Here is a 23,549-nt window from a genome sequence, read left to right as displayed (position 1 = left end):
TAAGATCTGATTACTCTTTTTTATCCTCACGTGGAGGTCTTGGAACAAGTGCTTTTTTAGACACTTTTTCTTTTTTAGTTTTAGGGTCAACTCCTAAGTATTTCACTTGGAAAACATCTCCCATTTTAACTACGTCAGCAACATTTTCAGTACGCTCCCAAGCCAGTTCAGATACGTGAAGTAATACTTCGTTTCCTGGCGCAGCAGTATATTCAACTACAGCTCCAAAATCAAGCATTTTAATTACTTTTACTTCGTAAGCTTCTCCAACCTGAGGTTTGAAAGTTAATGAGTCAATTTTAGCTAATACTGCTTTAATACCGTCAGGATTAGTTCCTAAGATTTCAACAACTCCTTGCTCGTCTACTTCGTTGATTACGATTGTAGTTCCAGTAGCTTTTTGTAATTCTTGAATTACTTTTCCTCCAGGTCCGATTAATGCTCCAATAAAGTTTCCAGGAATAGTTCTGGTAATGATTTTTGGTGCATGAGCTTTAACTTCTGGTCTTGGCGTAGCAATAGTTTCAGTTAATTTTCCTAAAATGTGCAAACGTCCGTCACGAGCTTGTGCTAAAGCTTGTTCCATAATGTCATAACGCAATCCTTCGATTTTGATATCCATTTGGCAAGCAGTAATACCATCAGCAGTTCCAGTTACTTTAAAGTCCATATCTCCTAAGTGATCTTCGTCTCCTAAGATATCAGACAATACAGCAAATTTCTCGCCGTCAGTAATTAATCCCATAGCAATACCAGAAACTGGTTTTGTCATTTGAACTCCAGCATCCATAAGAGCCATTGTTCCAGCGCAAACTGTTGCCATAGAAGAAGAACCGTTAGATTCTAAAACTTCAGAAACAACACGGATTGTATAAGGACAATCTGCTGGGATCATATTTTTAAGAGCTCTTTGAGCTAAGTTACCGTGACCAACTTCTCTTCTTGAAGTTCCTCTTAGCGGTTTTGCTTCGCCAGTAGAGAAAGGAGGGAAGTTATAGTGTAAGTAGAATTTCTCTTCACCTTGCTCGCTAGGCGAGTCGATTTGGTTTGCTTCTTTAGAAGTTCCTAAAGTTACTGTTGCCAAAGCTTGAGTTTCTCCACGTGTAAATAAAGAAGATCCGTGTACAGATGGTAAATAATCAGTTTCACACCAGATTGGTCTGATTTCTGTAGTTTTTCTACCGTCTAGACGAATTCCTTTTTCAAGAATTACGTTACGAACAGCTTCTTTGTTTGTTTTGTAGAAGTATTTTCCAACTAAACCAGCAAGATCTGCATTTTCAGCATATTCTTCTTCAGTAAATAAAGCTTTTGCTTCTTCTTTTACTGCAGCGAATTTTTCACCTCTTTCAGCTTTTCCTGAAGCTTCTTGTGCAATTGCATAGCATTTGTCATAAGCAGCAGCTTTTACTTTAGCGTAAACAGCTTCGTCTTCAATTTCACCTTCGTAAGTTCTGTATTCTTGAGAGCTTAATTTTGCTCTTAATTTTTGTTGAGCAACAATTTGAACTTTAATTGCTTCGTGAGCAAATTTAATTGCCTCAACCATTTCAGCTTCTGAAATTTCTTTCATCTCACCTTCAACCATTGCAACAGAATCCATAGAAGCTCCAATCATCATGTCGATATCAGATTTTTCTAATTCTTCTCTGCTAGGGTTGATTACTAATTTCCCGTCGATACGCGCAACACGTACTTCAGAAATCAAGTTGTAAAATGGAATGTCAGAAACAGCTAATGCTGCAGATGCTGCTAAACCAGCTAATGCGTCTGGCATAACATTGTCATCATGAGACATTAATTGAATCATAACCTGAGTTTCAGCATGGTAATCGTCTGGGAAAAGTGGACGTAATACACGGTCTACTAATCTCATCGTTAATACTTCGCTGTCGCTAGGTCTAGCTTCTCTTTTGAAAAATCCTCCTGGGAAACGTCCTGCAGCAGCAAATTTTTCACGGTAATCTACCGTTAATGGTAAAAAGTCAACACCTGGGTTAGATGTTCTTGCAGAAACTGCTGTTGCCAAAAGCATACAGTTTCCTAAACGTACAACAACTGAACCATCGGCTTGTTTTGCTAATTTACCAGTTTCGATTGAGATGCTTCTTCCATCTCCTAAATCGATAATTTCTTGTGAAACTTGTGGAATCATAAATTTTTCCTTTTTGATTATACAATGGGTTTTAGTTGTGTTGTAGTTGTTGTTGTGTGTAGTTGTTGTTATCTAAAACCCAATGAAAAACCAAACTTTTTTTCTTGTAATATGCTTATTATAAATAGCTGTAATGTAAAAACAAAAAGAGGCACTCTCGCACCTCTTTTCTATATTGATTATTTTCTGATATTCAATACTTTGATAATCTCACGATATCTGTTGATATCTTTCTTTTTCAAGTAGTCCAACAAAGCTCTTCTTTTACCTACTAATAGTACAAGAGAACGCTCAGTGTTGTAATCGTGACGATTTTTTTTCAAGTGTTCAGTTAAGTGAGAAATTCTGTAAGTGAACAACGCGATTTGACCTTCTGCGTTTCCAGTGTTTGTTGCACCACCGTGTTGTGCGAAGATTTCTTCTTTCTTTTCTTTAGTTAAATACATTCCAATATTATTTAATGATTTTTATGTATGTCAATACAACTTTTGTAAGACGGGTGCAAAATTAGATTAAAAAAACAGAAAAATCAAAAAAAAATAGAAGAATCTAATAATAAGGTGTAATAAATTTGTTTTTAATGATTTACATTCCCTTTTTTGATTTTTTAAGGTTGTTTTCTATTTTAATTTCTGCGCTTTTTTTCCAGATTGTTTTTCGCTTAAAGAAGAATATGAGAATTTGATATTGTTTGCATCGGTGCTTACGCCCGAAATTAGCACCCCACGATCGTAATTGTCTACAAAAGTAATTTTTCGAGCAGCATCATTTCCTTCCCAAACGCCTTGTTTCAATCCGTCTTTTAGAGTTCCTTTTTGTGTTACAGAGTGATCTGTTTCTTCATAATCTCCATTTCCGTCAACTACGGTTTGGCTTTTATCTTCATCCCAGCAGTTAAGAACCAAAGTTTGTGTTTTTTTTGTTTTCGGATCCCATAGATTCTGTTTTTCACACTTTTTGCTTTGGTTTTCATACCAGTTAATCTCTTTTCCGTTTTTATGATCTTCAGAATAATTGACTACAGTTTCTTTCGCCCCATTTTTATAGTAGTAAATAAATTCTCCGTCTTTTTTTAAAACATCACGATCTAGAGTAGAACCTGTCATTCTCTTTCTGCCGTTTTTATAAAAATCGGTTACTACATAACGTACGCTTTTTTGAGAATAATTGGTAATTACTCTTGTATAGGCGTAGTTTTCTGGAGTGCATTCACGGTTTAAGGAGTCCAAAAAGATTTTTTTAGAAACCATATTAATTTGTGCAGACAGATGGACTGAAATTATCAGAAGGAAAAAGAGCAGGGTTCTTTTCATTCAGTGCTATTTTTTATCTTAAAAATAGTTCTTCTAGAATAATTTAGCAACTTCTTGATTCACAAATTCTAAAAATCTTTCGTCGGCTTCTGTAAATGGGTCAATTACATGGCTGTCAATATCAATTTGGCCTATGTTTACTCCATTGACAAATAGAGGCACTACAATTTCTGATTTGACCGTTAAACTGCAGGCAATGTAATTGTCTTGCGCTTTTACATCAGGTACCACAAAATTAGCATTGCTTTCAGCAACTTGTCCGCAAATTCCTTTTCCAAATGGGATAACAGTATGATCCGTCTCCGCGCCAACGTAAGGCCCTAAATGTAAAGTTTTAGCGTCGTGATTAGCAAAATAAAATCCAACCCAGTTGTAATATTCTACGTTTTCGTTTAAAAGTTGGCATACTGCTAATAATTTTCTGTCTCTATCTGTTTCATTACCAGCGATAATTGCGCTTATTTTTGGTTGTAATTCTTGAAATGTCATAATGTGAAATTTTATGCAAAAGTATTTAAAGCTGAACTCAAAAAATACATAAATTTGAAAAAAAAATCTCTTGAAAAAATATTTAGTCCAGTTTAAGCCATTTTTAACTTTTGTAAGCATCTTTTTCCTGACATATATTGTTCTTACGCTGCTTTATAAGTTGTTTTTAAACAGCTATCAAGCAGAAGAACTTGATGCCGTAACAACACTAGCAGGACAAAATTCAGAGCAGTTGCTTAAGCTTTTTAATTACGATATTATAATTCAGAAAAGCTCGCAAAATCCTTGGCAGGAGATTATCTTAAATGGCAGATTTATAGCACGTATAACAGAAGGGTGTAACGCTGTAAGTGTGATGATACTTTTTGTATCGTTTGTTGCCGCTTTTTCAGGAAACTTTAAAAAGACGCTTCTGTTTATAATCTTAGGACTTGTATCTATTTATATTTTGAATGTCATTAGAATTTCGCTTTTGATAGTGCTTGTATATAATTTCCGTCAGTATTCTCGATTTCTGCATGGTACTTTCTTCCCTTTGGTGATTTATGGGTATGTCTTTATTTTATGGATTTTCTGGATCAATAGATTTTCAAAATATGCTAAATAATTTAAAAGAAAATAAATTTAAAATCTTTATTGCAGTTATTGTTGTAATAGGTTTGGCGTTGATTAGGGCATTTGAAAGAAAATTGTTTTATGATCCTTTTCTCAGGTATTTTGAAGCCGATTTTCATTCAAGTCCTTATCCCGAAGTAGAAACTTTAAAACTTTTCTGGTCGCTTTTTCTTCGTTATTTTTTAAACTCAGCACTATCTCTTGGGTTAATTTTTGCCTTATTTAAGGATCGGGACATTTTTAAGTTTAGCCTGTTTGTATACGGTTTGTTTTTAGTTTTGTTTTTAATAGCATTCTATATTATTCTAGAATATTTTCCAGATGGTGGCTGGCTTCTTTTTTATGTGCGCCGATTTTTAATTCAGCCCGTTTTAGTGCTATTATTTATTCCAGGATTTTATTATCAGCTTCAAAAAACTAAAAAATAACATTTGTTTAGGTTTTTTTTATGCGGTTTTTAAATAGCTTTGCAGTATGAATTTGAAAAAGTGTACAGGTCTGTTTTTAGCGTTCCTTTTATTGGTTTCCAATATAGGGTTTGCTTTTGATGTGCACTATTGTGGCGGAGAAATTGCTTCAGTTTCTTTAAAAACTACGGCAGAACCTGTTGTTGAAAAGAAATGTTGCGGCTCTAAAGAAAAAGAAAACTCTTGCTGTAAAGATAAAGTTGTTCATTTCGAAAAGAAATCAGACAACGCAACAATCAAATTCTTCTTTTTTCAATTTGCTTTTCCGGCTGTTGTACAAGATTACAAGCCTCTAGTCTTTTTAGAAATTCCAACTTTTAAAAAGAAAGAAGTTCTTTCGTATTATGCTGATGCAAATGCGCCCCCCTTATTTAAATTATATCATCAGTATATTTTCTATTCCTGATTTTAATGTTAAGATGCAATACAGGTCTTGATTAAGGCTTTGTATGTACATTTTGAATGTTTTTGTTTTTAAGAAACATCAAAAATGTAGTTCTATTTAAACATTAAAATCATTTTTTATGCAAAAAAATATAATGCTTTTTGCTGCATTTTTGCTTTCTGTTTGTGCCTTTTCACAGGAAGACCTGCAAGAAGTAAAAATCACTAAAAAGCAAAAAGGAATTAAAAAATCCTTCACATTAACAGCCAATACATCTGTAATTACCAGTAAAGAATTGCTTAAAGCAGCTTGCTGTAATTTGGCCGAAAGTTTTGAGACTAATCCGTCAATCGATGTTAATTTTTCTGATGCCTTAACGGGAACTAAACAGATTAAAATGCTTGGTTTAACGAGTCCTTATCTAATGATTACAGAAGAAAATATTCCTTCTGTAAGAGGAGCGTCTCAAGCTTATGGATTGTCGTTTACTCCTGGAACTTGGATTGAAAGTGTTCAAATTACTAAAGGAGCGGGAAGTGTTATAAATGGTTACGAAAGTATTTCTGGCCAGATTAATACTGAGCTTTTAAAGCCTTTAAATGATATTCCTTTCTTTTTGAATGCTTATGGATCGACAGATTCTCGTTTTGAATTGAATACTCATTTCAATAAAAAACTATCAGATAAATGGGCAACAAGCTTGTTTGTTCACGGGAACGCGCGTGTGGCTAAAAACGATATGAACAAAGATGGTTTTCTAGATAATCCGTTAGGAAAACAAATCAATGTTTTAAATCGTTACCAATATTATAATCCTGAAAGTGGTTTGGTTAGTTTTATCAATTTCAGATATATGAATGATAAGAAACAAACCGGAGAAGTTGATTTCGACAAAGATCGTGATCGTGGCACAACCAATTATTGGGGTTCAGAGATTAATACAGAACGGTTTGATGTTTCTACAAAAATTGGATATGTATTCAAGGATATGCCATATCAAAGCATTGGATTTCAAAACGCCTTTAATAGCCACAAACAAGATTCATATTATGGTTTAAATCAATACGATATCAAACAGAATAGCTTTTATTCTAACCTGATTTTCAATTCGATCATCAATAATACGATGCATAAATTTTCAACTGGTCTGAATTTTACCTATGATCAATATCAAGAATTTGTAAACTTAACAGATGTTAGCAGAATTGATAATTCAGTTGGTGCTTTCTTTGAGTATACTTACGATAATACAGATAATTTTAGTTTGATTTTAGGAGGACGAGTTGACAATCATAACCGATTAGGAGTTTTTGTTACGCCAAGATTGCACATGAGATATAATCCTTGGAAAAATGGAGTAGTTCGTTTTTCTGCAGGAAGAGGAAAGCGTTCTGCTAATATTTTTGCAGAGAATCAGCAGCTTTTTGCTAGTTCAAGAACGTTCTCAATTTTAGATTCTAGTGGAAAAGTATACGGTTTAAACCCAGAAATTGCATGGAATTATGGCGTGAGTTTTTCTCAGAAATTCCGCCTTTTCAATAGAAACGCCGATGCAGGTTTTGATCTCTATAGAACCGATTTCCAAAACCAGGCTGTGGTAGATGTGATGCAAAGTCCGCAACAAGTTTTGTTTTATGATTTGAAAGGAAGTTCTTTTGCAAACAGCCTTCAGGTAGAATTTAATTATGAATTGATTCATAACTTAAATTTAAGAACTGCCTATAAATATTACGACATTCAAACAGATTATTTAAGAGGAACATTCCAGCGTCCGCTTCAGGCTAAACATCGTTTCTTAGGAAATTTAGAATACGAAACAACGATGAATAATGATAAGCAATGGAGGTTTGATTTTACTTATAATTGGTCAGGAAAACAGCAATTGCCTTATACAGCATCAAATCCTACAGAAGATCAATTTCCTGATTTTTCACCTTCATATGCTGTGATGAATGCTCAGGTGACTCGTGTTTTTTCATCAGTTTTTGAAGTGTATGTAGGAGGGGAGAATATTGGAAATTACAAACAGCAAAAAGCAATTTTAGGGGCAAATGATCCTTTTGGACCTAATTTTGATGCATCAATAGCATACGCTCCAATTTTTGGACAGATGTATTATGCAGGATTAAGATTTAAAATTAAATAACAATTTCAAAAATCAATTTCAATAACAATAAAAAATAAATACAATGAATAAAATAGTTTTAATTGCAATGATGGTTTTTTTAGGGTTTTCAGCTCAAGCTCAAACTAAGAAAAACAAGAACTTAAAATATACCACAGAAGTAAACGGAAATTGTGAACAATGTAAGAAGCGAATTGAGAAAGCCGCTTATGGTGTTCCAGGAGTAAAAACGGCAAGCTGGGATGTAAGTTCGCATCAGCTTTCGGTAATTCTGAACGAGGAGAAATGTTCTCCTTCTGATTTGAATAAAGCAATTGCAAAGGCAGGTCATGATACTAAGGAAGTTAAAGCAACAACTGAAGATTATGACAACCTTCACAGTTGTTGCAAGTATGTAAGAGAATAATAAATCGAGAAGCCCAAACAATTAGTTTGGGCTTTTTTTAATAGTTAATTTATGTTTAAAATACCGCATTTTATTGTGGTTAAGGTAAATTATTGTTACTTTCACGAACTATAAAAAATAACCAATCACATTTATGAATAATTTTGAATGGACTCAGTTACTAAACCCTGAATTTTATATTACTTTAAGCGTTGGAGGTTTTCAAATTGGGTTGTTTATTGTTCTGTTTATAGTTTTTGCTGAGACAGGACTTTTTGCAGGCTTTTTTCTTCCTGGAGATAGTTTACTTTTCTTAGCAGGTATTTACAGTCGCGATTTAATAGAAAATGTTGCCTATATTCCAAATGACTTTCTAAATGTATTTCTGCTTGCAACAGCTGTTGCTGTAATGGGAGTTTTGGGTAACATGACTGGTTATTGGTTTGGAGCAAAAAGCGGTTACTATTTATTCAAAAAAGAAGATACATTCTGGTTTAAGAAAAAGTACTTGTTGCAATCAAAAGACTTCTTTGAAAAATATGGAGGAAAGGCAATTATTTACGCGCGTTTCCTGCCAATTTTCAGAACGTTTGCTCCAATTGTTGCCGGAATTGTTTCAATGGATAGAAAAAAGTTTATGTTTTACAATGTTTTAAGTTCTTTTCTGTGGTCATTTATTTTAATTTTCGCAGGACATTATTTATACGGCGTTTTCTTAAAACAAGGAATAGATTTAAAGAAACACATTGAATATATCATTATCATTATTATTATCATTTCGACATTCCCGGTTCTAGTGAAGCTTTTGAAAAAGAGACCGCACGAAGAAATATAATCAGGTAAAGAATAATAAAAAATCCGAAGCTTTTAAGCTTCGGATTTTTTTATGCTAGTTGTTTTAAAGTCTGTTATCTTATTGTATGGATATATTTTATTCGGATCTAAAAAAGAAAAGTAATAGAGCAAAAATGTAAAATAAAAAAAGCTGCAATTAGTTTTTAAAACGTAATTACAGCTTTTAGATGAAGCTATTTATAATTTAATATAATAGATGTTTTAAATTGGAATTTGGGAATTAAAAATTGAATGTTTTTAAATTATTACCATTCGTTCACTTTATTGGCATCCATTTTAAGGAAAATAAACAACAAAATAGTGAATCCCCAGAGTCCGGAACCTCCATATGAAAAGAACGGCAGAGGAACCCCGATTGTTGGGAAAATTCCAATTACCATTGCGATATTTACGAAGAAGTGCACAAAGAGAATCGCTGCCACACAATAACCGTAAACCCGGCTAAACTTTGTCTTCTGTCTTTCTGCTAAGTAAATCACTCTAAGCAATAAACTCACAAAAAGTAGAATAACAACAAACGAACCTGCAAAACCCCATTCTTCACCAACAGTTGTGAAAATATAATCGGTATGTTGTTCAGGAACAAATCCTCCTTTGGTTTGTGTGCCTTCAAGAAAGCCTTTTCCGATCCATCCTCCAGATCCAATGGCAATTTCAGATTGGTTGGTATTGTATCCAATCCCTTTCATATCTACAGTTTTGCCTAGTAGAATATTGAAACGGTCTCTGTGGTGCTGTTTGAAAACGTTATCAAATACATAATCAACGGAGAAAACGAATCCAGAGATTAGGACTAATAAAATTCCGCTTAAAATGATATTTCTGTCAACTACTCTGCCTTTAAAGTGTATAATTGCCAATACGACAAAAGCCATTCCAATAACAGCGTATGGTTCTAAAACTAAAGTAAGAACGAAAAGAATAATAGTTATAAATGCTGTCCATACGTACCAAGAAGGTAACCCTTCTCTATATAGAACAAGGATGAATGCGCTATAGATTAAAGCACTTCCAGGGTCTGGCTGTGGTAAAATCAGTATAACTGGCAAAAGCATGATAGCTAGAGCCTGAATTTGCCTATTGGTTTCTTTTAAGTTGATTTGTGTATCGCTCAAGTATTTGGCCAATGCCAGAGAAGTTGCAGCCTTTGCAAACTCAGATGGCTGTAAAGTAAAACTTCCTATAGCGTACCAGCATCGCTGTCCTGCGATGGTTTTTCCGAAGAGAAACAATCCCGCAAGAGATAATAAGGAAACACCAAAGATGATACTGGCATATTTTTCATAAAATTTACCGTCGACAAAAAGAACAACAAATATCAATGGAATAGTACAGCAGATAAAAATAAGCTGTTTTTGGTATGTTCCATCGGTTGATAATAAAGAAGACGAATAGATATTCAGCCAACCCAAAGTTACCAGCGCAATGTAGATAAAGACACTTATCCAATCAATATTATTTTTTACACTTTGATTTTTCATTTGAAATAATCCTCTTCTTAGTTTTTCTTAGTTGTGTCTACTGCTGTTTTTTTGACTTCAGTTTTTGGTGCCGTTGTAACTGGTGCTTTTGGCTTTATAATTTTTGCTTGTAAAACAGAATCTTTTGGTACAGACTCTATTTTAAGGGCATCACTTATTCCGCCTACTTTAGCATATTCAGAAAGTAAGCTTTTGTTTAATACTCTTACTTCTAGATCAGTTCTTGTAATTTTCTTTCTTAGATATTTTTCAATCATTAAACTCGCAATCGGACCCGCAACTGTTGCTCCAAAACCTCCATTTTCAATCATAACGGCAATAGCAATTTTGGGATTATCTTTTGGGGCAAAAGCAACAAATATAGAGTGATCTTTAAGCTGTGTTCTTTTACCGTTTATTTTGGCAAAGTTCTCGGCAGTACCTGTTTTTCCGCAAATATCGATTCCTTCTACTCTAAGAGCATAAGCTGTACCTTTATTATACACATCAAATAATCCGCTGATAACTGGCGGGAAATATTTTTGATCAACCGTGGTCACGTGTTTTGTTGTGAACTTTTCGTCTATCTTTTCTCCTTCAATTTTTTTAATGATATGAGGAGTGTAATAATAACCCTGATTGGCTACTGTTGCCATCATATTTGCTAATTGAATGGGAGTCATCAAAACCTCTCCCTGACCAATTGCATTCGATACAATGGTTGAGCTTCTCCAGCCACCGTTAGGATAAATTCTTTTATAGGTTTTAGAAGTTGGGATATTTCCTCGTTTTCCAATAGGTAAATCATATCCCATAAATTGTCCTAAACCGAAACTTTTAATATGACTGCTCCAAACATCTACCGCTTTTCCAGGGTCTTTGTACTTGTTGATTGTAAGCATATAGGCTTGTCCAAAATAAGTGTTGCAAGAATTGTAAATTCCGTTATGCAATTGATGCGGACCAAAACCGTGACATTTCATGAATCGGCCTCCACCATAACTAAATCCATGATGACACATAAAAGTAGTCTGCTCATTTACGACACCTTCTTGAAGTGCAACTAAACCAGTCAGGATTTTGAATGGAGAACCTGGAGGGTACTCTGCTAAAAGACCTCTGTCGTATAAAGGTTTTGCAATAGAATCGTGATATAAAAGGGTATAATTTTTAGATCTTTGGCGTCCTACTAAAATACCTGGATCATAAGAAGGAGCGGTAACCAATGCTAGAATTTCTCCAGATTTAGGCTCAAGTGCAACAATTCCTCCTCGCTTATTAATCATCAATTCCTCCCCATATTTTTGAAGTTCAGCATCAATAGTTAAATTGATATCTTCACCAGCTACAGCGATGGTGTCGTATTTTCCTTCTTTGTAAGGGCCAATTTCTCGGTTGTATTTGTCTTTTTGAATGTATTTTACCCCTTTTATTCCGCGTAAAATCTCTTCGTAGCTTTGTTCTACACCTTGCTTTCCAATTAAATCTCCACTGTTATAATATGGATTCTGCTCAATTTGTTTTTCATTTACCTGAGTAATAAAGCCAAATATGTTTGCTCCATAATCTACCTCATAGTCGCGTAAAGATCTTTTCTGAAAATAGAAACCGTCATATTTTCTAATTTTTTCCTGAAAAGCGGCAAATTCATTTTTATTCAACTGAGATAAGAATACAGAAGGAAGTCTTGGGCTATAGACTTTTGCCTTTTCAATGCGCTTATGATATTCTTCTTCAGTAATATTCAAAAGAGTACAAAACTCGGCAATATTTAGGTCTTTTTTTATATCTCTTGGAATAACCATGATATCATAAGAAGCCTGATTCGCAACAAGAAGTTTTCCGTTACGATCATAAATATAACCCCTTTCAGGATAGTCATATACTTTTTTTATCGCATTATTTTCCGATTTCAGTTTAAAAGAATCATCAATAATCTGCAGGTAAAAAATCCTAATCACTAGCAAAGACGCTGCAATAATAATTATAGTGGGCAGCAAGACTTTTCTCATCGTTTATTGGGCTTAATAAGATAAATTATTATTATTGAGGTGATTATAGTAAAGATAGAACTAAATAAGGTTCGGAGTAAAATGTCCCAGATAAATTTGAATTGAAATGTTTCTAAAACAAATAATACAATATGATGCATTAAAACTGAAACCAGTATAAATGAAAATCGCTCTGGTGTTAAAGATTCATTTAGTTTAATAGTTTGGTATTCGTAACTTAAACCAAAAGAAAATTTAAAAATGTAAGGCCTGTAATAGGCTAAAATAACACAAGCAGTTGCATGTACTCCTCCAGAGTTACAAAACATATCCATTGTAAGTCCTAGTAAAAAACTAGAAACAATTAATCCTGCTTTATTGCTGTTTACAGGGTATAAAATGATATACAAGATATACGGAAAAGGACTTATGTATCCTAAGAAATTCATATTGTTGAAGATAACAATCTGAACTGCCAGTAACATAATAAATCGAAAAATATTGACTAACAGAGCGCTATTCATTTTTTTCCTTGTTTTTGTTTTCTAAGTTAATAAGTTCCTCTCTGTCCTTGCTTTTGATAATATATACATGCCCCAAGTTTGTCATATCGTTAAATAGCTTAACTTTTATAACATAAAAACTTGTGCCTTCTTTTTTGTATATAACGTCTACTGTTCCAATATTGATTCCTTCTGGGAAAATAACAGATTGCCCTCCAGTAACAATGGTATCACCTTTTCTAATTGATGCTAATCTCGGTACGTCTTCTAGCTGAACAAATCCTGTGCTTTTTCCGTCCCAAGTTAAAGAACCAAAGTGATTAGATTTTTTGATTTTAGCATTGATATGCGACTTCATGTTCAAGATGCTCACAACTGTTGAGTAATTGGTAGAAGTATTGTCTACAACTCCAACAATACCTAAGCTGTTAATAACCCCCATATCTTGTTTGACTCCTTCTTTGCTTCCAGAATTCAAAGTGATATAGTTTTCATGAGTATTGTATGTATTATGAATTACTTTTGACACAATGATATCAGCAGGTTTTACGCCTTTAATGCTATCTGGCAATGGTGCTTTGGTAGTGTCTTCTTTGTTGAATAAAAGACTTTTTAACCTTGCATTCTCTAATACAAGTTCATCATTTTCGGCTCTTAAATTCAAATATTCGTTTACACGATTAATTCTTTCATAAACACCTCCGCTTAAAAAGTTAGCCGAACTGATTACTCTGCTTCTGTGGTAGGAATGCGATTGAATTGTGAGCGTCAACGAAATACCTAAAAGCAGCAAAAACAGCAATCGATTACTGTTTCTTATAAGGAAATTAAATATTTGCTGCATTTCTTGTCTGGTTATTTTGTTTCAGGATATGCTTAAAGGTTTCAGTTTTTACAAGGGTCAAATAGTGAAAATCTGACCCTTATAAAAGTATATTGATTGTTGTTTTTGAATCTTATTTGATTAAGATACTTTTAAATTTGGCAATGTTTTTAAGAGCCATTCCTGTTCCGCGTACAACTGCTCTTAACGGATCTTCAGCAATATAAACCGGTAAATCTGTCTTTTGAGAGATACGTTTATCAAGTCCTCTTAACATAGATCCTCCACCAGCTAAATAGATACCTGTGTTGTAGATATCTGCAGCTAACTCAGGTGGAGTCTGAGATAATGTTTCCATTACCGCATCTTCAATACGCTGAATAGATTTGTCTAATGCTTTTGCGATTTCACGGTAAGAAACATCTACTTGTTTTGGTTTACCAGTAAGTAAATCTCTACCTTGAACTGACATATCTTCTGGCGGTCCGTCTAAATCTTCGATAGCCGCTCCGATTTGAATTTTAATTTTCTCTGCTGTACTTTCTCCTACAAAAAGGTTGTGCTGTGTACGCATATAATACACGATATCATTTGTGAAAACGTCACCTGCAATTTTTACAGATTTGTCACAAACAATTCCGCCTAAAGCGATTACAGCGATTTCTGTTGTACCACCTCCGATATCGACAATCATGTTTCCTTTTGGTTGCATAATATCAATACCAATACCAATTGCCGCCGCCATTGGCTCATGAATCAAGTAAACTTCTTTTCCGTTTACTCTCTCACAAGATTCCTTCACCGCTCTCATCTCCACTTCAGTAATACCAGAAGGAATACATACAACCATACGTAAAGCTGGAGTAAACATTCTTTTTTTCAATGCAGGAATGCTTTTAATGAACATATTGATCATTTTTTCCGAAGCATCAAAATCAGCGATTACACCATCTTTCAAAGGCCTTATAGTTTTGATGTTTTCATGTGTTTTACCTTGCATCATATTGGCTTCCTTACCAACAGCAATAATTTTGCCTGATACTCTATCACGTGCAACGATAGATGGACTATCAATGACAACTTTATCATTATGAATGATTAAAGTGTTTGCGGTTCCAAGGTCTATCGCAATATCCTCGGTCATGAAATCAAAAAATCCCATAAGTTTTTTAGGGGTTTAAAATGTTATAAATTATTTATCGAACAAAGTTAAACAAATTAATGTTTAAAATGACGAGTTCCTGTAAATACCATTGCAAGATTATTTTCGTTGCAATAATTTATGCTTAATTCGTCTTTTATCGAACCTCCTGGCTGAATTACAGCAGTTATTCCTGCTTTTTTAGCTAATTCTACACAATCCGGAAATGGGAAAAATGCATCACTTGCCATCGAAGCTCCATTTAAATCAAATCCAAAAGCTTTTGCTTTGTCAACAGCTTGAATTAAAGCGTCAACTCTTGAAGTCTGACCTGTACCTGATGAAATCAATGTTCCGTTTTTAGCAAATACAATTGTGTTTGATTTTGTATTCTTGCAGATTTTAGAAGCAAAGATCAAATCTTCGATCTCTTGAGCAGTAGGTTCTGTAATTGTAACGGTTTTTAAATGCTCTTTATTATCCGTAATATTATTTCTGTCCTGAATTAACAAACCATTAAGACAAGTTCTTACTTGACGAGCTGGTAATTCAACGTCGTTTTGTACTAATATGATTCTGTTTTTCTTCTCTTGTAAAACTGTAACTGCCTCAGCATCATAAGCTGGAGCGATAACTACTTCGCAGAATAATTTGTTGATTTCCTGTGCAGTTTCTAAATCAATTTTTGTGTTAGAAATTAACACTCCTCCAAAAGCTGAAGTAGGGTCACAAGCTAATGCTGCTAAATAAGCTTCGCTAATTGTCTTTCTAGAAGCCAATCCGCAAGCATTGTTGTGTTTTAAAATTGCGAATGTTGGTCCGTCAGTTTTAAACTCAGCAATTAGATTAACAGCAGCATCAACATCTAGTAAGTTGTTGTATGATAATTCTTTTCCGTGAAGTTTTTTGAACATTGCATCAAAATCTCCAAAGAAGAATCCTTTTTGGTGAGGGTTTTCACCGTATCTTAAAACTTGACCGTTTGCAATGCTTTCTTTGTAAATAGTCTCGTCTGTATTGAAATAATTAAAAATTGCCCCATCGTAATGAGATGAAACATGGAATGCTTTAGTAGCCAACAATCTTCTGTTCTCCAAAGTTGTTGCTCCATCTTGCTCAGTAATCAAATCCAAAAGCAAGCTGTACTCGTTAACAGAAGCTACAATTACAGTGTCTTTGAAATTTTTTGCACCAGCACGAATTAATGAAATACCACCGATATCAATTTTTTCAATAATATCTTGTTCGCTTGCTCCAGAAGCAACTGTTTTTTCAAAAGGATATAAATCAACAATCACCAAATCGATTTGAGGAATATCAAATTCCTTCATTTGTTGAACATCGCTTTCGTTGTCTTGACGATTCAAGATACCACCAAAAATTTTCGGGTGTAAAGTTTTTACTCTTCCTCCAAGAATTTCTGGGAAAGAAGTGATATCTTCAACAGGAACTACTGGAATACCAAGGTTTTTGATGAAATCTTCAGTTCCTCCAGTTGAATAAAGTGTTACATTTTGTTCGTGTAATTTTCTAACAATTGGTTCCAATCCATCTTTAGAAAAAACAGAAATTAATGCCGATTGTATTTTTTTTGTTGTGCTCATTGTGTAGTTATGATTTTGAGACTGCAAAAGTAGTTTTTTTATATATTATATTAAAGAAAATTAGTGTAACAAAATGCTAAAAAAATCTACTGATGAGTAAGTTAACTTTTATTAGGTTTTTGAATTTAAATTATTGAATTTTACTTTATTGAAAAATACGAAAATATGATCGTTTATCTAAGATTATTAAAAGAAAGTTTGAGTTTTGCTATCAATGCTTTGCGAAATAATAAATTACGCACTTTATTGTCGCTCTTAGGTGTTACGATTGGTATTTTTTCAATTATTGCTGTTTTGGCTGCCGTTGACTCTTTAGACAAAAAAATCTCTAAAGATTTGAGCAGTTTAGATAAAAATACAATTTATTTAATGAAATATTGCTTTGGACCGTCTGAAATTCCACAATGGAAGAGGGAACAGTTTCCAAATGTAAAATATGACGAGTATGTTGGTTTGAAAAACTCGATGAATGATACCGATCAAGTCGGATACCAGCTTTTTGTTAATAGAGAAACTTTAAAATACGATTCTAAAACGGTTAGCGATGTAAATATTATTCCTTCGTCAAGCGAAATGGTCGATATTGACGGATTGAGTTTTGATAAAGGAAGATTTTATAATGAATCTGAATCTAACTCGGGAACGGCTGTTATTGTTTTGGGATATGATATAGCCGACGGACTTTTTGGTTCAAGCGATCCGATAGGTAAAAATATTCGTTTGTATGGTCAGCGCTTCACGGTTATTGGCGTAATGGCGAAACAAGGTGCTGGTTTTTTTGGCGATAGTAATGATACTTCGGTTTATCTTCCAGCCAATTTTTTAAGAAGAATGTATGGAGACAGTGATTCGATGACTCCAGTTATAGTTTTGAAGCCTGAAAAAGGTGTTGATATGGATGCGTATAAAGCAGAAATTGCTCAAAAACTTAGAGCAATTCGCGGAATGAAAGCAGGGGAAATGGATAATTTCTTTATTAATGTACTTTCTGGCTTTACGGACTTTATTGATGGGATTTTAGGCCAGATGAATTTTGTAGGCTGGATCATCAGCGGATTTTCTCTTCTGGTTGGTGGTTTCGGAATTGCCAATATTATGTTTGTTTCGGTAAAAGAAAGAACCAATCTTATAGGGATTCAAAAGTCATTGGGAGCAAAAAATAAATTCATCTTATTCCAGTTTTTGTTTGAAGCTATTATCCTGTCGGTTATTGGCGGAATAATTGGTCTTTTGATGGTTTGGGGAATTGCCCTTGTTTTAACAAAAATGCTGGATTTTGAATTTGTTTTGAGTTTTGGAAACATAATTTTAGGAACAAGCTTAGCGGCCTTTATTGGATTGGTTTCGGGTATTTTGCCAGCGGTCTCAGCGGCAAATTTAGATCCTGTAGAAGCCATCCGTACAGGAATCTAATATTGCGTTTGTGTTATTTTACTGTAAATTTTGTTGAATGAAAATAATTAAATACATTTGATAGACAACAAATTAAAACACAAGATAAATGAGCTTTAATCTTAAATCTGTTGATACTGTTGAGTCGATTTCTAGGGAAGATTTTAAAAAGAATTACTTAGATAAAAGAAAACCCTTAATCATTAAGGGGCTTACAAAAGATTGGCCAGCAAGAGAAAAATGGTCAACAGAGTATTTCAAGCAGATTGCTGGAGATATAGAGGTTAAACTTGTAGATAATTCAAAGGCAGATCCAACTAAAGTGATCAACGCTTCTATAGCAAGTATGAAATTTGGAGAATATCTGGATTTGATAAAACGCGAACCTACACAATTACGTATTTTTTTCTTCAATCTTTTCAAACACAGACCGGAATTAATAGACGATGTAAAAATCCCCAAAGAATTAATGGGTGGTTTTATAGAAAGTATGCCGGCAATGTTTTTTGGCGGTTCAAAAGCCATTACTTTTCTGCATTATGATATCGATTTGCCACATCTTTTCCATACTCATTTCGGAGGGCGAAAACATATTATTTTATTCGATAATAAATGGAAAAAAAGGCTTTACTGTCTTCCAAATACGACTTATGCTTTAGAAGATTACGATGTTGCCAATCCTGATTTTGAAAAATTTCCTGCTTTAAAAGGAGTGGAAGGTTATGAAGTTTTTCTAGAACATGGAGATACTTTATTTATGCCAACAGGAATGTGGCATTGGATGCGTTATATTGATGGTTCTTTTTCGCTTACACTTCGCGCTTGGGATCAATCTGTTTCTCGTAAAATAGCCAGCGTTTGGAGCTTGTTTATGCACGGTGCAGTAGATAGCGCTATAAAAGTAGTTTTTAGAGAACGTTATGCAATTTGGCGTGAAAAATTAGTCTTTAAAATCGCAGAAAAAGAATTGAAAAAGGATTTGAAGAAAGCAAGTTAAGAATATAATTTTCACATGTCTTCCTGCAAGGTTTTCAAAACCTTGTAGGTCTAACTTAAGATTTTAATTTAGAAAAAATATTCTGCATCAAATTAATACCTACAAGGTTTTCAAAACCTTGCAGGAAAAGATTAAATACACTTATAAAACTTATATGGTTTAAAAACAAAAAAATCCCAAGAAGCAATTCTTGGGATTTTCTATTTTAAGTAGTTTTAAAACTATCTAATATCGTTATTTTGAATCAAATCGATATATAAGTTGATCTTATCTTTCAATTCTTTTCTTGGCGTGATAAAGTCTAAGAAACCGTGTTCTAATAAGAACTCAGCAGTTTGGAAACCTTCTGGTAAATCTTTTCCTGTAGTGTCACGAACAACACGCGGACCAGCAAAACCAATCAAAGCGCCTGGCTCAGAGATGTTGATGTCTCCTAACATTGCGTAAGATGCAGTTGTTCCTCCCGTTGTTGGATCTGTACAAAGAGAGATATAAGGTAATTTAGCTTCAGCTAATTGAGCCAGTTTTACAGAAGTTTTTGCTAATTGCATTAAAGAATAAGCAGCTTCCATCATACGAGCTCCACCAGATTTAGAAATCATTACAAAAGGAAGTTTGTTTTTAATAGCATGATCAATACCTCTCGCGATTTTCTCACCTACAACAGCTCCCATAGATCCGCCAATGAATGCAAAGTCCATACAGCAGATTACAAGTTCTCTTCCTTTAGATTTTCCAACTCCTGTACGAACAGCGTCTTTAAGATGAGTTTTTTCCATTACATCTTTTAATCTGTCTGCATATTTCTTTGTATCCACAAAGTGCAAAGGATCTTTTGATGTCATGTTTTTATCTAACTCAACAAATTCGTTGTTGTCGAATAAAATTTCAAAATAGGTTGCGCTTCCAATTCGAACGTGAAAATCATCTTCAGGGCTAACGAATAAATTTCTCGCCAATTCGTCAGCATCAATAATTTTTCCAGTAGGAGATTTGTACCACAATCCTTTCGGAACGTCCATCTTGTCTTCTGTCGCGGTCGTAATTCCTTTTTCTTGTCTTTTAAACCAAGCCATATTGAATGTTTTATTTGTTTTAGGTTTCAAGTTTCAAGTTGCGAAACCTGAAACTTGAAACGTTAAACTTGAAACTTTTTTATTATAGTGTATTCACGTTATTTAAATCAGCAAAAGCTTGTTCAAGTCTTGCGTTGAATGTTACTTCGCTTTCACGAACCCATCTTCTTGGATCGTAATATTTCTTGTTTGGAGCATCAGCACCTTCTGGGTTACCAATTTGAGATTTTAAATAGTCAAGATTTTTAACCATATAATCACGGATTCCTTCAGTGTATGCAAATTGTAAATCTGTATCGATATTCATTTTGATAACTCCGTAGCTAATTCCTTCTCTGATTTCTTCAAGTGTAGAACCTGAACCTCCGTGGAAAACGAAATCAACTGGATTGTGTCCTGTGTTGAATTTGCTTTGTACGAAATCTTGAGAGTTTTTTAAGATTTTTGGAGTTAATTTTACGTTTCCTGGTTTGTAAACACCGTGAACGTTTCCAAAAGCAGCAGCAATTGTAAATTTAGGGCTCACTTTAGATAATTCTTCGTAAGCATAAGCTACTTCTTCTGGTTGAGTATATAATTTTGAGCTATCTACGTCTGAGTTGTCAACGCCATCTTCTTCACCACCTGTAATACCAAGTTCGATTTCTAATGTCATTCCCATTTTGCTCATTCTAGCTAAGTATTCTTTGCAGATTTCGATGTTCTCTTCGATTGGCTCCTCAGACAAATCGATCATGTGAGAGCTGAATAATGGTTTTCCTGTTTCTGCAAAATGTTTTTCAGAAGCATCTAATAAACCATCAATCCAAGGTAAAAGTTTCTTTGCACAGTGGTCAGTGTGTAAGATTACAGTTGCACCGTAAGCTTCTGCCAAAGTATGGATATGTTTTGCTCCCGCGATTCCTCCCGCGATTGCTGCTTTTTCACCTGCATTTGATAATCCTTTTCCAGCGTTGAATTGAGCTCCACCGTTAGAAAATTGAATGATAACTGGCGCGTTTAGTTTTGCTGCAGTTTCAAGAACTCCGTTAATTGTGCTTGATCCAGTAACGTTTACTGCTGGAAGAGCAAAACCCTTCTCTTTCGCATAATTAAAGATCTCTTGTACTTGATCTCCTGTAGCTACTCCTGGTTTAATGTTGTGTGCCATTTTAATTTTTTTTATAGTTGTTTTTAGTTTTTAGGTTGCAAAAATAAGAATTAATTAGCATTAGAATGGATAATTTATACCAAAATTTAAAACGGAGTGTCCAAAATTGTATTCTTTAAACCATCGATCTCCCTTCTCATGTGCTGGATTATAAGTCTTAAAGCCTAAATCTAAACGAATCACAAAAAAGCTTAAATCGTATCTTAAACCGAATCCTGTACCTATTGCAATTTCATCTAAATCGTTTAAGTTGTCAAATCTTGCTTTAGGATCTATCACATTATCGAGCACATTCCAGATATTTCCGGCGTCTGCAAAGAGAGCTCCTTTTACATCACCGAAAATTTTAAAACGAAATTCGGCACTTGCTGCAATTTTCATATTGGCCTCGTTAAAGTCATTTACAGCATTTGTGCTTCCTGGTCCTAAAGCATAAGGTTGCCAAGCACGATTATCGTTGGAACCTCCAGAATAATAACTTCGTGAAAACGGAATATAGTTTGAGTTTCCAAATGGAATTGCAATTCCAAAGAAACTTCTGACTGCTAAAACTTTTTCTTTTCCAAAATCCCAGTGTTTGATATAGTCAAATTCAGTTTTAACATATTCTGAATATTCTAGATTGAAAATCTCGTAATTTCCTTTTGAGTTTTTTTGAAGATTTCCAATTTCAGAAACCAAAGACAATAGAGTTCCGGCAGATTCTATTTTTGTTCTAAATTGATAGAAATTATTATCGGCCAAATCTTTTTTAGTCGTTTTAGTAAAAGAATAACTTGTTGCTAGAATGAAATCATTTTCGGTTAAACGAACTCTTCTTTCTTCGATGCTTTCAACTTCTTGATATTGAGAATCATTAGGTGTTAGAGCAGTTTGTCCTGTTAATACATCATTGGTAAATCCTGTTGTTCCTGTAGGCACAATTAAGTTTCCATGTTCATCGACGTTTGAAGCTTCTTGATTGTAATTTTGTGCAATTCCATTCAAATCATCATAAGAAGATGTATAAACATTAAAATAATTGTCTGGATTTAAGTTGCGTACAAACTGCGCGTTCAATAATTCAAGTTTTGCTGAATTGTGACGTTTTGGTGTCCAGTTATATGAAATACCTCCTGTAAAGTTTTCTTTATCCAAACCAATATTTCGCTGTTTTGAAAAACCGGAAGATATAGAAGTATAAGGAATCATACTTTTCGGAATGATTTTCTCGGTTCCAAAAGGCAGTAAAATCCTGGGAAAATTTAATTTCATATCCAAACCATATTCCGAAACGTTAAAGAAATTGTTGTTTGGGTTGGCCATATCTCTAGAAGATCCAACATTTAAACGGGCCGAAATTTCGAGAGTTTCTGCTCGGTTAAATACATTTCGAATCGTTTCCGAAATACTAGCTCCAATTCCAAAATCTTGAATATTAGAGTGTGTTACATCCAAAGTGGCCCCAAAACTGTATTTTTTCCTCGGAGTCAAATAAACATTAGCAATAAGAGATTGAGCTGTAGAATCTCTTTTGTCTACTTCATATTGAATAGATGGATAGTTGAAAATTCTTAAATTATTTAAAGAGCGCGAAGAAAGTGTGGTTCTAAAATCAGCAAAAGTGCTTCCTTTTGAGATGAAAATAGCATCGGTAATAGCACGCGGTCTGTATTTTAAACCTTTGTAGCTGTATAGGTTAAAATTGTTGTAAGTTACACTGTCTGTCGGTTTTTTCTTGGCATTGGCGGCAGAATAGTCAGTGTAAATATTTACATCGCTAATTTTATATAGTTTAAAAGGTTCTGTACGGCTCGAATCTCTTTCCTGAATATTGTTGTTATTGATAATTAAAGTGACATCTGCTTTGGCCTTTTTACCAATTGTATCAATGTCAAAAGTCACATAAGTAGGCTGAAAATAATAAGCGCCGTGATTTCTAAAATATGTTGTAATACGGTTTTTTTCTTCCTCAAAATCTGTAGTTTTGTATTGATTTCCAGATTTTAATAAAGAGGGATCGTTGTTGGTTCTATATAATGAATCTAGTGCAGGCGTCATTATTTTGGTTTTGATAGTATCCAATTTATAAGCTGGGCCCGTAGTGATATTATAGTTAATTTCGGCTCTTTTTACTCCAACAGTATCAATAGTATAATCGGTTTGAACATTAAAATAACCGTTGTTAAAATAGTAGTACTTTAAACGTAATAGTGATTTTCTGGTTTTTGAAGTGTCAACTATTACTGGTGGTTCTCCAGTATTTTTTAGAAACTCATGAATTCCTTTATAATAAAAAGATTGTCCAAGACGATCCACTTGTTTTGCAGAGAATATTTTAGACATTCGTTCATACTTTCCAGGATTGTTCTTGAATTTTGCCTGATAAGTAGAATCTGGATTTAAATTGGCTAAATTGTATAAATTTAATCGAAGCTTATAACCCAATAATTTACCATTTGGTTTTTGGTACATTTGGTTGGAAGCCGTTTCATCATTTGTCGATTTTCCGTTAACTAAAATATTGTTTTTTACAAGAAGGTTTTTTCCATCGGGAACTCTTTTTACGGCATTACAAGCGCAAATTAATATTGCAATTAGAAGAAATGCTATTATTTTTGTGGAATTATTTTTCAAGTGTTTT

General features: G+C 34.0%; 21 protein-coding genes. 8 read left to right on the top strand and 13 right to left on the bottom strand.

All coding sequences use genetic code 11. The features are described 5' to 3' along the window. Positions 1 to 10: 10 nt before the first annotated feature. The 4 genes from RB618_RS03235 to RB618_RS03220 form a co-directional block, all read right to left on the bottom strand. Positions 11 to 2,155, bottom strand: a complete 2,145-nt coding sequence (locus RB618_RS03235) for a polyribonucleotide nucleotidyltransferase (RefSeq protein WP_308067450.1) — start codon at positions 2,153 to 2,155, stop codon at positions 11 to 13. 179 nt (positions 2,156 to 2,334) lie between these two features. Beyond that, positions 2,335 to 2,601: a 30S ribosomal protein S15 gene (gene rpsO / locus RB618_RS03230; RefSeq protein WP_308067449.1), complete on the bottom strand. Its 267-nt coding sequence runs from the start codon at positions 2,599 to 2,601 to the stop codon at positions 2,335 to 2,337. 174 nt (positions 2,602 to 2,775) lie between these two features. Further along, positions 2,776 to 3,468: a hypothetical protein gene (locus RB618_RS03225; RefSeq protein WP_308067448.1), complete on the bottom strand. Its 693-nt coding sequence runs from the start codon at positions 3,466 to 3,468 to the stop codon at positions 2,776 to 2,778. Between the two features lie 33 nt (positions 3,469 to 3,501). Further along, entirely contained in the window at positions 3,502 to 3,957 is a 456-nt protein-coding gene (locus tag RB618_RS03220) for a GAF domain-containing protein (RefSeq protein ID WP_308067447.1), read from the bottom strand. A gap of 70 nt (positions 3,958 to 4,027) precedes the next feature. On the opposite strand from RB618_RS03220, the gene xrtF reads away from it, so the two are divergent. The 6 genes from xrtF (at position 4,028) to RB618_RS03190 (ending at position 8,769) form a co-directional block, all read left to right on the top strand. Next, complete coding sequence (gene xrtF, locus RB618_RS03215; RefSeq protein ID WP_308067446.1) at positions 4,028 to 4,564, top strand: exosortase family protein XrtF; 537 nt, start codon at positions 4,028 to 4,030, stop codon at positions 4,562 to 4,564. Continuing rightward, the gene (locus RB618_RS03210; RefSeq protein ID WP_308067445.1) at positions 4,554 to 5,000 is read left to right on the top strand and encodes an exosortase F system-associated protein; all 447 of its coding nucleotides are present in this window, start codon (positions 4,554 to 4,556) and stop codon (positions 4,998 to 5,000) included. Before xrtF ends, RB618_RS03210 begins: the two co-directional genes overlap by 11 nt. A gap of 46 nt (positions 5,001 to 5,046) precedes the next feature. After that, entirely contained in the window at positions 5,047 to 5,445 is a 399-nt protein-coding gene (locus tag RB618_RS03205; RefSeq protein ID WP_308067444.1) for a hypothetical protein, read from the top strand. Between the two features lie 118 nt (positions 5,446 to 5,563). Further along, the gene (locus RB618_RS03200; protein WP_308067443.1) at positions 5,564 to 7,570 is read left to right on the top strand and encodes a TonB-dependent receptor domain-containing protein; all 2,007 of its coding nucleotides are present in this window, start codon (positions 5,564 to 5,566) and stop codon (positions 7,568 to 7,570) included. A gap of 43 nt (positions 7,571 to 7,613) precedes the next feature. Beyond that, a complete protein-coding gene (locus RB618_RS03195; RefSeq protein ID WP_111426071.1) occupies positions 7,614 to 7,955 on the top strand; it encodes a heavy-metal-associated domain-containing protein in 342 nt (113 codons plus the stop codon). A gap of 133 nt (positions 7,956 to 8,088) precedes the next feature. Then, entirely contained in the window at positions 8,089 to 8,769 is a 681-nt protein-coding gene (locus RB618_RS03190) for a VTT domain-containing protein (protein ID WP_308067442.1), read from the top strand. A gap of 265 nt (positions 8,770 to 9,034) precedes the next feature. On the opposite strand, the gene rodA is transcribed toward RB618_RS03190, so the two are convergent. The 6 genes from rodA to purH all read right to left on the bottom strand — a co-directional run bounded on the left by rodA (position 9,035) and on the right by purH (position 16,311). Further along, entirely contained in the window at positions 9,035 to 10,270 is a 1,236-nt protein-coding gene (rodA, locus tag RB618_RS03185) for a rod shape-determining protein RodA (protein ID WP_308067441.1), read from the bottom strand. 17 nt (positions 10,271 to 10,287) lie between these two features. Beyond that, positions 10,288 to 12,261, bottom strand: coding sequence for a penicillin-binding protein 2 (gene mrdA / locus RB618_RS03180; protein WP_308067440.1), 1,974 nt, complete (start codon positions 12,259 to 12,261; stop codon positions 10,288 to 10,290). Continuing rightward, the gene (locus RB618_RS03175) at positions 12,258 to 12,764 is read right to left on the bottom strand and encodes a rod shape-determining protein MreD (RefSeq protein ID WP_308067439.1); all 507 of its coding nucleotides are present in this window, start codon (positions 12,762 to 12,764) and stop codon (positions 12,258 to 12,260) included. Before RB618_RS03175 ends, mrdA begins: the two co-directional genes overlap by 4 nt. Beyond that, positions 12,757 to 13,587 (bottom strand): rod shape-determining protein MreC, encoded by an 831-nt coding sequence (gene mreC / locus RB618_RS03170; RefSeq protein ID WP_308067438.1) that lies wholly within the window; start codon positions 13,585 to 13,587, stop codon positions 12,757 to 12,759. The genes RB618_RS03175 and mreC overlap by 8 nt, the downstream gene beginning before the upstream one ends. A 112-nt stretch (positions 13,588 to 13,699) precedes the next feature. Next, positions 13,700 to 14,728: a rod shape-determining protein gene (locus tag RB618_RS03165; RefSeq protein WP_008466528.1), complete on the bottom strand. Its 1,029-nt coding sequence runs from the start codon at positions 14,726 to 14,728 to the stop codon at positions 13,700 to 13,702. 56 nt (positions 14,729 to 14,784) lie between these two features. Continuing rightward, a complete protein-coding gene (gene purH / locus RB618_RS03160; protein ID WP_111379474.1) occupies positions 14,785 to 16,311 on the bottom strand; it encodes a bifunctional phosphoribosylaminoimidazolecarboxamide formyltransferase/IMP cyclohydrolase in 1,527 nt (508 codons plus the stop codon). Between the two features lie 165 nt (positions 16,312 to 16,476). Here purH and RB618_RS03155 point away from each other — a divergent pair, with 165 nt between their 5' ends. Beyond that, positions 16,477 to 17,724, top strand: coding sequence for an ABC transporter permease (locus RB618_RS03155; protein WP_308067437.1), 1,248 nt, complete (start codon positions 16,477 to 16,479; stop codon positions 17,722 to 17,724). Positions 17,725 to 17,812: 88 nt separating this feature from the next. Continuing rightward, positions 17,813 to 18,700: a cupin-like domain-containing protein gene (locus tag RB618_RS03150; RefSeq protein ID WP_308067436.1), complete on the top strand. Its 888-nt coding sequence runs from the start codon at positions 17,813 to 17,815 to the stop codon at positions 18,698 to 18,700. Between the two features lie 221 nt (positions 18,701 to 18,921). On the opposite strand, the gene accD is transcribed toward RB618_RS03150, so the two are convergent. From accD to RB618_RS03135, 3 genes are all read right to left on the bottom strand, one after another. After that, positions 18,922 to 19,776: an acetyl-CoA carboxylase, carboxyltransferase subunit beta gene (accD, locus tag RB618_RS03145; protein ID WP_111367748.1), complete on the bottom strand. Its 855-nt coding sequence runs from the start codon at positions 19,774 to 19,776 to the stop codon at positions 18,922 to 18,924. Between the two features lie 82 nt (positions 19,777 to 19,858). Next, positions 19,859 to 20,926, bottom strand: a complete 1,068-nt coding sequence (fbaA, locus tag RB618_RS03140; RefSeq protein ID WP_308067435.1) for a class II fructose-bisphosphate aldolase — start codon at positions 20,924 to 20,926, stop codon at positions 19,859 to 19,861. Between the two features lie 60 nt (positions 20,927 to 20,986). Beyond that, positions 20,987 to 23,542, bottom strand: a complete 2,556-nt coding sequence (locus tag RB618_RS03135; protein WP_308067434.1) for a BamA/TamA family outer membrane protein — start codon at positions 23,540 to 23,542, stop codon at positions 20,987 to 20,989. Positions 23,543 to 23,549: the final 7 nt, after the last annotated feature.

It is taken from the genome of Flavobacterium sp. LHD-85 (assembly GCF_030929595.1).
GTDB lineage: Bacteria > Bacteroidota > Bacteroidia > Flavobacteriales > Flavobacteriaceae > Flavobacterium.
This window is presented reverse-complemented; position numbering and strand designations above follow the sequence as displayed.